11 protein-coding genes are annotated in these 11,903 nt (G+C 36.3%); 9 read left to right on the forward strand and 2 right to left on the reverse strand.

Translation table 11 applies throughout. The annotated features are described in order from the left end of the window. Window positions 1–107: 107 nt before the first annotated feature. The 3 genes from F3D3_RS13280 (at window position 108) to F3D3_RS13290 (ending at window position 3,396) form a co-directional block, all read left to right on the forward strand. Window positions 108–2,207 carry a methyl-accepting chemotaxis protein gene (locus F3D3_RS13280; RefSeq protein ID WP_069874642.1) on the forward strand — a complete coding sequence of 700 codons (2,100 nt, stop codon included), beginning with the start codon at window positions 108–110 and terminating at the stop codon, window positions 2,205–2,207. 116 nt (window positions 2,208–2,323) lie between these two features. Next, window positions 2,324–2,743, forward strand: a complete 420-nt coding sequence (locus tag F3D3_RS13285; RefSeq protein WP_069874644.1) for a DUF4342 domain-containing protein — start codon at window positions 2,324–2,326, stop codon at window positions 2,741–2,743. A gap of 323 nt (window positions 2,744–3,066) precedes the next feature. Continuing rightward, window positions 3,067–3,396 (forward strand): DUF1904 family protein, encoded by a 330-nt coding sequence (locus F3D3_RS13290; RefSeq protein WP_069874646.1) that lies wholly within the window; start codon window positions 3,067–3,069, stop codon window positions 3,394–3,396. Here the strand turns inward: F3D3_RS13290 and F3D3_RS13295 are convergent. Then, entirely contained in the window at window positions 3,393–4,622 is a 1,230-nt protein-coding gene (locus F3D3_RS13295; RefSeq protein ID WP_069874647.1) for a class I SAM-dependent rRNA methyltransferase, read from the reverse strand. The genes F3D3_RS13290 and F3D3_RS13295 overlap by 4 nt on opposite strands. 195 nt (window positions 4,623–4,817) lie before the next feature. Here F3D3_RS13295 and F3D3_RS13300 point away from each other — a divergent pair, with 195 nt between their 5' ends. The 5 genes from F3D3_RS13300 to F3D3_RS13320 all read left to right on the forward strand — a co-directional run bounded on the left by F3D3_RS13300 (window position 4,818) and on the right by F3D3_RS13320 (window position 10,545). Beyond that, entirely contained in the window at window positions 4,818–6,458 is a 1,641-nt protein-coding gene (locus F3D3_RS13300) for a SulP family inorganic anion transporter (RefSeq protein ID WP_069874649.1), read from the forward strand. A gap of 305 nt (window positions 6,459–6,763) precedes the next feature. Next, a complete protein-coding gene (locus F3D3_RS13305; RefSeq protein ID WP_069874651.1) occupies window positions 6,764–8,836 on the forward strand; it encodes an LTA synthase family protein in 2,073 nt (690 codons plus the stop codon). A gap of 83 nt (window positions 8,837–8,919) precedes the next feature. Continuing rightward, window positions 8,920–9,654 (forward strand): DNA/RNA nuclease SfsA, encoded by a 735-nt coding sequence (gene sfsA / locus F3D3_RS13310; RefSeq protein WP_069874652.1) that lies wholly within the window; start codon window positions 8,920–8,922, stop codon window positions 9,652–9,654. Then, the gene (locus F3D3_RS13315) at window positions 9,647–9,949 is read left to right on the forward strand and encodes a hypothetical protein (RefSeq protein ID WP_069874654.1); all 303 of its coding nucleotides are present in this window, start codon (window positions 9,647–9,649) and stop codon (window positions 9,947–9,949) included. Before sfsA ends, F3D3_RS13315 begins: the two co-directional genes overlap by 8 nt. Continuing rightward, window positions 9,946–10,545, forward strand: coding sequence for a lysine exporter LysO family protein (locus F3D3_RS13320; protein ID WP_069874656.1), 600 nt, complete (start codon window positions 9,946–9,948; stop codon window positions 10,543–10,545). The genes F3D3_RS13315 and F3D3_RS13320 overlap by 4 nt, the downstream gene beginning before the upstream one ends. An 87-nt stretch (window positions 10,546–10,632) precedes the next feature. Here F3D3_RS13320 and tpx read toward each other — a convergent pair whose 3' ends face one another. Further along, entirely contained in the window at window positions 10,633–11,136 is a 504-nt protein-coding gene (gene tpx / locus F3D3_RS13325) for a thiol peroxidase (RefSeq protein WP_069874658.1), read from the reverse strand. 279 nt (window positions 11,137–11,415) lie between these two features. Here tpx and F3D3_RS13330 point away from each other — a divergent pair, with 279 nt between their 5' ends. Beyond that, window positions 11,416–11,895: a pyridoxamine 5'-phosphate oxidase family protein gene (locus F3D3_RS13330; protein ID WP_069874659.1), complete on the forward strand. Its 480-nt coding sequence runs from the start codon at window positions 11,416–11,418 to the stop codon at window positions 11,893–11,895. Window positions 11,896–11,903: the final 8 nt, after the last annotated feature.

Genomic DNA, 11,903 nt, shown 5'->3' on the forward strand with positions numbered 1-11,903 from the left:
ATCCTAAAAATACACTGGACTTTTTGTTTTTTTTGAATCAAAGTCGGTATATATAGGACATGAGATACAATGGGTTAATTTATTCAATACGACAAGGGGTGAGTCATATGAAAAAAATATCTACTAGAATTATCCTCTCAATTATGTTGACATCAGTTATTTTAGTATTAATTATGGGGTCGGTAAGCTTTTTTAGTGTGAAATCAATTCTTATTAATGATGCAGAGCAAAATTTATTAGGGGTTGTGGATAAGAATGCAAGTGAAATTGAGAGATCCATTAATGACATTATTACCGTAACCAATCAAATATCAAATATTGTCGTCAGTAACATGGATTTTAATAAGGTTCGGGGTGACGAAACTGAAATGAAAAGTTTTAAGAGTAGTATTGAGACTGTTCTGGTAGGCGCGATTGGTTCTCTTTCGGCGCAAAGCGGTTGGATTATATTTGATGATGCTGTTATCAAAAATCCTGGGATAGTTTCATTTGCAAGAGCAGATGATGGCGTTTATAAGAAGGATGAAGAATACAATGTTAGAGAATCAGGATATGGCGAGGATGCGTGGTTTAAAGGGGCAATCGATAATGGGAGCAACTGGACAGCGCCTTATTACTGGGAGCCGTGGGACGCTATGGTAATATCTTATAGTCAAAGTGTTAAAAAAGAAGGGCAAATCATAGGTGTTGCAGGAACAGAATATTTTTTTGATATTCTTAAAGATCGATTAAGCCAAATCAAAATTTATGATACGGGTTATGTCACATTAATGGATAAAGATTTTAACTTCCTCTATCATCCAGATGAAAAAGCGACGAATTTGAGAGCGCTAGCTGATGGCGAGCTCAGTTACCTTGCAGATGAAATTCAAAAAGGTGACACCACTGGATTGTTAAATTACAACTATCAAGGTAAACAGAAAATTATGTCGTATTATAAACTTAGCAACGGTTGGTATTTAACTGCGAATCCAGTTTTAACTGAAATTTATGCAGATCTAAACCAATTGACGTTAATTTTCTTTGTTATTGGCATCGTAGCGATTGCAGGTGCTGCTTTGATTGCTGTATTTATTGGTAAAAAACTTGCCAGATCCATTGAGCAGTTTAGAGCCGCATTTGAAATTGGTTCAAGCGGTGATTTGACGGCTAGAATTCACATCCAGAGTAAAGATGAATTTGGTATTATGGGTGAACATTATAATGACTTTATTGAGAAAACACATCAAGTGGTTTCAGAAATTGGAAACGTCATTCTGAGAGCAGAAGAAAGTAATGATCGCATATACAAAGGAATGGATAATGTAATTCATGGTGAAGACAGCATTTATAAGAACGAAATCAAGAGGCCAATCACACTTGGAATTGATCAGCTTCAAAGACGATTAAGTGAAGTCTTAGATAATGTCAAGAGTCAAGCTGCAGGGACGGAAGAGTCTTTAGCGGGTCTTGAAGAAATATTGGCTTCCACAAAAGATTCGTTTTATAAGACAGAAGCGGCGCTGGAACACTCTGAAAAGACAAGTCAAATTGCGACTTCAAGTTACTCAAGTGTCGAAGCAATGAATAGCAATATGAGTATGATTGATGCCAATGTTGTCAATGCCAATAATCAGATATTAGAGCTTTCAAAACTATCAAAAGACATTGGGGGTATTTTGATTACAATCAATTCTATTTCTGAACAAACGAACTTGCTTGCATTAAATGCTGCTATTGAAGCCGCAAGAGCAGGTGAAGCTGGAAAAGGATTTGCTGTGGTTGCAGATGAAATCCGTAAACTTGCAGAGCAAACCAGCTCAGAAACAGATAAGATTAAAGCCATTATCGAGAGCATACAGCAAGAAGTTGAAGTGGTTCAAAAAGCCAATGAAAAGGTAAGTGTAAGCGTTCAAGAAGGTATTTCGATTTCAGATCAAGTGAAGTCTAGTATCAATGAGATTTTAGAAAAAGCGAAAGCGAACTTGGAACATATTAAAGCAGTTTCTTTAACTTCTAAAGAACAAATAGAAGCTTCAGAGGAAATTACGAAAGCTGTAAGTGATATTGCACATAATTCTGTGGAGATTGAACACCTGATCAATGATTCTTACAAGTCTTTTGAAGGGATTGCAAAATCTCTTAACGAAAATACAGCAGATATTGACGCTTTGACTGCTGATATGGAAAAACTGGCAGAAGAAATTAAATTCTTCAAGGTTGAATAAAAATAGCAGTTTAAAATCTTACCAGCTTTTAGTTTCTTTTTAATCTTTCTAGTGAGGGATCTTAATCTTAAACCGATATAATGAGACCAGAAATTAAGATTAAGAGGAGGCAACATATGAGTTTATCACTAGAAAAAATTGATTTGTTAATGGAGCGTGCAAATGTTTCTTATAAAGAGGCAAAAGAGACGCTTGAAGAAACTGACGGTGATTTGTTAGAAGCGCTAATACGATTAGAAAAGGCAGAAAAAATTCTAGAGCCTGAAAAATCTGCTTCTGAGAAGAACAGGGAAACAAAAGAGGCGATCAAATCTAAGAGTAAGTCATTTTTTAATGATCTGAAAGAAACGCGATTTAAAATTAAAAATGAAGAAAAGAATGTGTTAGATGTGTCCTTATTGACGGCATCCGTGGCAACTTTAGTCACAATGCCAGTTTCAATTTTCGTTTTGGCAGTACCGTATTTATTTGGACATAAAATTGTGATTGGAAAAGAGCAATCAGAAGCAAAAAAAGATTTTGAGACAGAAAAGTAATAAGACTGTCGAGAAATAAACAGCCCATAAAAAATCGGTATACAGAAATGTATCCCGATTTTTTATGGGCTTATGAATCAAAAAAAGAAAGATTCCTCAAATAATTTCGGTTGTTGAAACGACTTTTATTGAGGAATCTTTCTTTTTGATCTGAAATTTAGTTAAATGATACTCAACAAATTTCAATGCAGATATTTGTTTAATTTAAACACAAAAATAATATTGTAATGGTATTTTCCTTGTATCGCAAAAAGATTATAATAGATGTAAGCTCAGTAAATTTAAAAATGTAAACGAGCAGATCATTATAGGAGAAAAAGACGATGCCACATATTATCATTAAAGGTGCTTCAGAAGAACATGTGAAAGAAATTAGCAAGACACTTGTAAAGCCAATGGCTGAAATTATTAAATGTCCAGAAGATCATATTACGATTGAATATCTCCCAACAGTATTTTATCAAAACGGTGTTGCTGGGCAAGGGGCTTATCCCTTTGTAAGCATTCAATGGTTTAAGAGAGATGAGACGACCTGTAAACAGGTTTCAGAATTGTTTAATGCGTTTTTTATTCAAAAAAAATACGCTGAGAATGCCGTTATCTTCACGGACTTAATCCCAACGTACTACTTTGAAAATGGTCAGCATTTTTAAGTGCTGAGCGTTTTAGATTTTTTAATCACTTTAATAAAGGCAACTTTCAAATAATTGCTTTCTGGATAAGCGTGGTTTGTTCTGAAATCTTTGGGTAACTGATGGATTTCCAGAATTTCAAATCGCGCTTTTCCTAAATTAAATGCCTTGCCAATCATTTGCTGAAATTTTTCTAAATCGATGGTGCTCGAATTATTAGAAGCAACAATAATGCCATTGTTTGTGGTGATCTTTATGGTTTCTGCAAGTAAGACCGGGTAATCTTTTTCTGCAGAGAAAACAAAATCTTTAGACTTTGCAAAACTTGGTGGATCGAGGATAACCATATCAAATTTGAGTTCCTTCTTCGCACAATAATTGAAATAATTAAAAACGTCTTCAACGATAATAACATTATCATCGAGATTTAAATTATTGAGTTTGAAGTTTTCTTGAGTACGTTCAAGACTTCTATTGGCAAGGTCAACACTTGTTGTGTTTCGTGCGCCACCTTTAGCTGCAAATACGGAAAAAGCACCCGTATATGAAAATAAATTTAGAATATTTTTGCCTTTAGAATAATTATTTCGGATGGTTCTACGCACTTCACGCTGATCGAGGAAAATACCAACCATGGAGCCGTCATTGAAATAAACCGCAAATTGTTCACCATTCTCTTTAAGCAGGATTGGAAAATCAACTTCTTTTCCTGCAATAAAACCATGATTTTCTTCAATCATTTCATTATCAAATCTCATTTTTTCATAAATGGCATCGTATTCAACAATTTCTTTTAGGCCTTTGACAATGCTGTCTTTAAAGCTATAGATACCTTGGCTGTACCAGTTGATTAGATAGGAGCCGTTAAAGAAATCTATGGTTAAACCACCGATACCATCGCCTTCCCCATTGAAAACTCTAAAAGCATTTGTTTTGGGATTATTATAGAGTTTTATACGCTTTTCAATGGCATTGTAAAGTTTCTTTTTAAAGAAGAGTTCATCTATCTTCTCTTTTTCAATACGGCTAAGTACCCAGCCAATGCCTTTGTTTTGGATGCCATAGTAAGCAGTTGCAATGAAATGGCCTCTTTCATCCGTTAATTTAAGAAGTGTGCCTTCTTGAATCGTCGAATCTTCAAAAATATGATTGCCCATAATGGCTTCTTTAAAGAGCAGTGGGTACTGATCTTTGTATTTATCTAAATGGCGTTGGTGGATCTTGAGTTCCAGAAATCTATACTTCATATTGCCTCCTAAGCTAACTATACCGAACATCCTACCATTATATTATACACCATCCGAATACACAATAAAAAAAACTTGCCTTTTTTAACGCATAGAGTGGTAGTATATGACAAAAATAATCCATTTTTGAGTGTAAATATTGTATACAAAGTACACCGTTAGTGCTAAAATGAGGATGTATTATAGGAGGCGCATATGTCTACATTTAAACCCAAGTTATTTACGACTTTAAAAGGGTATACTAAGGAACAGTTTTTCAGTGATGCCACTGCGGGCGTGATAGTTGCAATTATTGCATTACCACTTTCTATAGCACTTGGCATATCTTCAGGTGTAACACCTGAAAGAGGACTTTTTACAGCCATCATAGCAGGATTCATCATTTCTTTACTCGGTGGGAGCCGCGTTATTATAGGCGGGCCAACGGGAGCCTTTATGGTAATCGTCTATGGCATTGTGGTGCAGTATGGTATTGATGGATTAATTTTGGCCACGATGATGGCAGGTGTTATGTTGATCTTAATGGGTGTTTTAAAGCTAGGCAGTTTGATTAAATTCATGCCTTATCCCATTACGACGGGATTTACAAGTGGTATTGCAGTTGTGATTTTTTCGTCACAAATAAAAGATTTTTTTGGACTTTCAATAGAAGAAGTCCCGACCGAATTTGTTGAAAAATGGCGTGTTTATTTTGAAAATTTTAATACGTTTCATAAGGAGAGTGCACTCATTGGCATCATTGCACTGCTCATTATTATATTTTGGCCAAAGGTCAACAAGAAGATTCCTGGCTCATTAATCGCATTAATTGTGACGACTTTAATGGTCACTTTTGGACATTTAGATGTGCCTACGATTGGTTCCAAATTTGGAGAGCTTTCTTCCAGCTTTCCAGCGCCACATTTTCCAGAAATATCTTTAGAAAGATTGCAAATGCTTCTCAAACCTGCGTTCACCATTGCCATGCTTGGCGCAATTGAGTCACTTCTTGCCTGTGTGGTTTCAGATGGTATGATCGGTGGGAAACACAGGTCAAATATGGAGCTTGTAGCACAAGGGGTTGCCAATATTGCATCAGGATTGTTTGGTGGCATTCCCGCTACAGGTGCAATCGCAAGAACTGCTGCTAATATAAAAAACGGGGGCAGAACACCAGTCGCGGGTATGGTTCATGCAGTTGTACTATTATTGATTGTCCTCATTTTTATGCCACTGGCTCAGATGATTCCACTAGCATCACTTTCAGCTATTCTCATAATTGTTGCTTATAATATGAGTGAATGGCGCGAGTTTGCAGGTCTTTTAGGAGCGCCTAAGAGTGATGTCATCGTGCTTTTAGTGACGTTTTTCTTAACGATAGTAGTTGATTTAGTAGTTGCAATTGAATTTGGCATTGTACTCGCTGCTTTCTTATTCGTTAAGAGAATGTCAGATGTGGCAGAGGTTAATCATCTCTTGTATGAAGCGGGTGAGGAAAATGATTTAACAGCGGAGGAACTCACTGAACAAACTAAGCATATTACTATTTATGAAATCAATGGGCCCTTTTTCTTTGGAATCGCAGATAAGTTTATCAATACACTTGATGAAGTACAGTACAGCACTCATTTTCTGATCATCCGAATGCGCAATGTACCTGCAATGGATGCCACGGCCTATCATGGTATTAAACGGCTTGAAAAGCTTTGTAAGGCACATAAAATTAAACTCTTATTTTCTGGGGTCAATGAACAGCCCTATAAACTCATGAAACAAGATGGCTTTGTGGATCGCATAGGAGAGACTTCTTTTTTTGATTCAATACACGATGCTAAAGCGTATGCTGAAAAAAATTAGCGGAAATTAAACTCGGTGCAGGTGCATGAGTTCAATGAGAGCATAAACAGATGGAAGAGGGTTCGTGCGAAACGGGCTTTTGACACTTTAACCACAAAGAGCATCATAAAATTTTTCAGAGTGCGTATAACACTCTGAAATTTTTTTTTGAAAAAAAAGAGTCTCTTTAAAGAGATCTTAAAATTTCTTTAGAATAGTGAAAGGCGCTTGTACAGCATTTCAAAAAGGTATATAATTAGCTTCGAATTAAATCCATGTAAAAGGGATGTTAAATCAAATAAATGTTTTTAAAAATGAAGGGTATTATGATAGAGAGATATAAAGAAAAATGGAAACAACATAAATGGACCGTACTGAGGCTCATTGGAATTTACTTGAGTATTATTTTTATTGACGAATGGATGCTTAGAAAAAGTTTGTTCAAAACAATGCACTGGTTTATCTTTGATTTTGATCTTGTTTTAATGAATCTTGCAACCGTTATGCTTATTGCTTCAACTTTACTCATGGTGACAAAACGACTCTTTGTGACTACAGTGGTTATGAGCAATTTTTTGCTCGTTTTGGGGGCGATAAACAGCAGTAAATATGCGCTTAGAAACGTTCCGCTTGACATTGAAGATGCATTTTTAGTAAAAGAGGTATTGGCATTAATGCCACAGATGGCCAATTTTCAATCTTTGATTATCCTAGGCATCTTGGTAGTTGCAATGGGTATACTCAGCTTTTTGCTGTTTAAAATTTTGAAGGTAAGAAAGATTAGTCAACATAGAGTGGTATTTGCAACGCTTATAGTGATATCAGTTGCGGTATTGGGAATAGGGCAAATGGCTTATAACAGTAACCTTGATATCATGAAGACGGGTTTTCTATATCATTTGTCCAATCACACAAGAATTAAGCTTCCTTTTGATAAAGCGGCACTCAAAGAGGCGGATGCACAAATCAGAGCAGATATAGAAACGTATGAGAATAACGATGCGACGCTGAGTTCTTATGAAAAGCCCAATGTGATTATCATCCAAAGTGAAGCCTTTTGGGATATTAATAAAATGGGACTTGAAATGAGTGAGAATCCGATTCAGTATTTTGATGACTTGAAGACGGAGAGTATCCATGGAGATATGTATGTGCCAGTCATTGGAGGCGGAACCTCAAATACGGAGTTTGAGATTTTAACAGGGATGACACTCAAAAATTTTTCAAGCGATTGGTTTATGGTTTATCCCAACGCAATAAAATCACCCATTCCCTCTTTGGCGACAATTTTTAGACACAGCGGCTATAGAGCTATTGCCATTCACCCTTATATGTCTTGGTATTACAATCGCGTGGAAGTCTACAAAGACATGGGATTTGATGAATTTAAGTCTATCGAGTATATGGATCATCTAGAACTCATCGGAGGCTATACTTCTGATAAATATACTACAGATGAGATTATTAAGGCGATTGAAGAGAATGCAGAACCTGTTTTTAATATGACTATAACCATGCAGAATCATGGTCCCTATGGGAATTTTAGATTTGAAGAGGATCAAATTGATGTACAGGTCAAAACAAAACTGAGCAATGACAGTAACTATTTCTTAAAGAATTATGTCCAAGGGCTTTATCATTCGGATATTGAATTGAAACGCTTGGTAAAATATCTAAAAGAAAGTGATGAACCGACAGTGATTTTATTTTACGGGGATCACTTGCCGATGCTTGGGGATGATTATCTGGCGTACAGAGAATCTGGATATATTGGCTATGAAAGTAGCAGTGAGCTTCAACAAGGGCTTGAGATGATGTCGGTACCCTATGTGTTGTGGTCCAATTATAGTCAAGTGGAAGAAGCAAAAGCGCCGATGAATGCCTCTTTTATGTCTGCGTTTTTACTTGAAAAATTAGGGGTTGAGATGCCTAATTATATGAAGGTTGTCTCCACTATTTCAAAGGAGATGCCTTTAATTCTAAGAACGTATGCTGTAAATGCCAATGGCGAAAAAATAAACCCTTCAGAGGATGTCTATAAAGTAGCACTCGCTAAATATCATTTGCTTTATAAAAACTGGACCTCTAAAAAGTATGATTTAAATTATAGCGCTTGGATTGACGAGACGAATGAATCCTATAATCAAGCACTCAATAATATTAAGATTGAAAATGCAGAATCAAGCGATCAAAGGACCATTATAACAGGCCAAAATTTTTATCAAACCATGACGCTATATATTAACAACACAGCAGTTGCATTTGATTTTATTGGAGAGCATGAAGTGATTGTGGAAAAGCAAATACAAAAAGATGATCTTTTGAAAATGGAGCTCTTAACGGACGATGGGAAGTTAATTGCAAAATCTAATGATTATCAAGTGGATCCCTTAAATTAAAAAATGTTGATACACCTATTTGAGAGCACTTTAGTGCTCTTTTTTTGATATAATGATTAAAAGAGAGGCAAAAAGGAGGGGAAATGAATAAATCATCGGAGCCTTTATTTCAAATGGAAACGCTTCAAAGTGGCATTTTTAAGAGCCGTCCCAATCGCTATTTATCAGAGGTAATGATTAATGGGCGCATGGAGCAGGTACATGTTCACGATCCAGGACGTCTTAAAGAGTTGTTGTTTGAGAACAACGCGTGCTTAATCAAATCCGTGGTGAGTGAGACCCGTAAGACAAAATGGGATATGGTGTTTGCAAGAAAGGGTGATGAATGGATTTTAATTCATTCTGCTTATCATAGATATCTTGCAGAGGCAGTCCTGAAAAGAAATATTGCGCCTTTTGGAATCCTTAAAGCGATCAAAGCTGAAGTAAAGGTTGGAAAGTCAAGGCTGGATTTTAGGGTTAAAAACGAAGCAGGCGAAACCATTTGGATAGAAGTTAAGGGGTGTTCACTTTCTGAAGAGGGCATCGCAAAATTTCCAGATGCGCCTACAGATAGAGGTCGGCGTCACTTGGAAGAATTGATGGCTTTATTGTCAGAGTCAGAGCCCAATACGAGATGTGCGGTTTTGATTCTTGTGTTAAGTGAAGCCACTCTATTTGAGCCCAATAGAGAGACGGATCCAAAGTTTTATAATATATTCTATGAAGCATTAAACAGCGGTGTGGAGATTTATCCGTGTAAAATTTTGTATGATCATGAGGTTAATGCATTCACATTTAGAGAAATTTTGCCAATCAAGGAGAAGAGAAATGAGTAGTATAGTGTTGTATTTATTATTGCTTATAGTAGGTGGCTTTTTAAGCTACAGAGGCGTCGTTTCACAAAAGTTGTTTGATAAACTGGAACACATCCAGTTAATTTGTCTCTTTATTCTACTTTTCACCATGGGACTCAGAATTGGAATGGATGATCGTGTGATCAATGCCTTTTTAAAGCTGGGTGTTCATGCCACCTTTTTTGCGCTTGTCTCTGTGGTTTTCAGTGTTCTGATGGTGTGGATTTTAAGGAAGACTTTGTTAAAAATTTTGACAAAGAAAGCGGTGAGATCATGACATTAAAGATTATTGGCGTTGTTATCTTAGGGGTGGTCATAGGGTTGTTCATTCCCGAATCTTATTACGGTTGGACAGACTATATGTTAAATATAGGCCTATGTCTTTTGCTCTTTTTCGTGGGGATAGATATTGGTAAAAACAAAGCGCTTTTTCAGGATATTAAAAAGTCAGGACCACTTTTTATATTAGTGCCAATGGGTGTAGCTGCTGGCAGTATATTGGGGTCGATTTTACTCGGATTTATTTTAGGGTATCCAGCCAATGAAGCGGGTGCAATTGGTGCCGGATTTGGTTGGTATTCTTTGTCGGCCATCATTATTGCACCCTACAGCTCTGAACTTTCAGTTCTGTCGTTCTTAACCAATGTGATCAGGGAGATACTGGCGATTATGTGCATTCCCTTTATTGCGAAACACATCGGGTTTATAGAAGCGATTGCCCCTTCTGGTGCAACTGCAATGGATACAACATTACCCATTGTCTCTAAAAACACAAATGCTGAAACCGCTATTTTATCTTTCACAACAGGTTTGATTTTGTCCATGTTGGTGCCGGTACTGGTTCCTTTTATATTGAATTTAGGTGCTGTTTAGATGTAACTTAAAATAAGGGTAATCTCAACGAATCGTCGTTAAATGAGATTACCCTTCATTTAATATATTAATGAGGTTACAGATGCATTAAACTAATGTTTTTACGAATTCAAGGGCTTTGTCATAATCAGGATGCGTGCCCACTTCTTTAACGTACTCCACATATCTGACTGTCTCGTTTTGATCGACGATCACGATGCCCCTTGCGAGCAAGCGAATTTCATCTATTGCAAAACCGTATTTCATACCGAAATCAAGCGCTCTATGATCCGAGACAACGATTGAATTCTCAATAGCGTTAGCCACGCAGAATCTTTGTTGTGCAAAGGGCAAATCCACACTGATGGTGAGGACTACAACCTCTGGATGCTTAGTGGCTTCTTCGTTAAAAGAGATGGTTTGAAATTCACAAATTTTTGTATCCACGGAAGGAACAACACTAATGATCTTCAGTTTGCCTTTTAGATCTGAAAAATTGAAAGGTGTCATATCCTTGTTAACAGCTGAAAATTCAGGTGCTTTATCATTGACTTTAATCTCGTTTCCCAACAATTTGATTGGGTTTCCACCCATTGTTATATTTTCTCTCATGTTTTGCCTCCAAGTAAGTTTTTTATTATACGACGTGTGTTATATTAATGCCATTTTATATTTGTTTTAAACACATATAGAAGATAATTTACAATTTATTAAAATGTTGAAATGTCAGAAATTTGAGTGTATCATTAATACAGGTTCTCTGCTGTGGATTAAAATGTGAGCAGAAGTGGATAATTGTGGACTAAAAGTGTAAAATCATAAAGTTATCCACAAAAAATGTGTGTAAACGGGTTAAAAGTGTGGATAAGAATGCATATAAAGGAGGATAACATGTTTAAAGAAATGAGAAGAAAAGAAAAACAAATGTCTGAGGAACGCATTATAGAAATCCTTAAAACCGGTGAATATGGTGTTCTCAGTGTACTTGATATATCTGGATATCCTTATGGTGTCCCTATGAACTATGTTTATGAAAATGAAAAAATATACATTCATTGTGCAAAAGCAGGTGCAAAACTTGAAGCGATATTAAAACAGCCTAAAGTGAGCTTTAATATCGTCAAAACACACGGTGTCATCGCAGAGCGCTTCACAAGTTTTTATGAAAGTGTAACGGTGTTTGGAAACGCTTTTCTTGTAACAGGTGAAGGGACAATTTCGCCCCTTAAAATGTTTATCGATAAGTATGCTTTGGATTTTACTGAAAGTGGTTATAAATATGCAGAAGGCAGTTTTGAAAAAACGATGATTATAGAAATTAAACCAGAAAATATTACTGGGAAAGCAAGTAATATGCCCAAAGAGGATTAAGAGGAGTT

Origin of the sequence: Fusibacter sp. 3D3 (assembly GCF_001748365.1) — a bacterium.
In the GTDB taxonomy this organism is placed as follows: Bacteria; Bacillota; Clostridia; order Peptostreptococcales; family Acidaminobacteraceae; genus Fusibacter_A.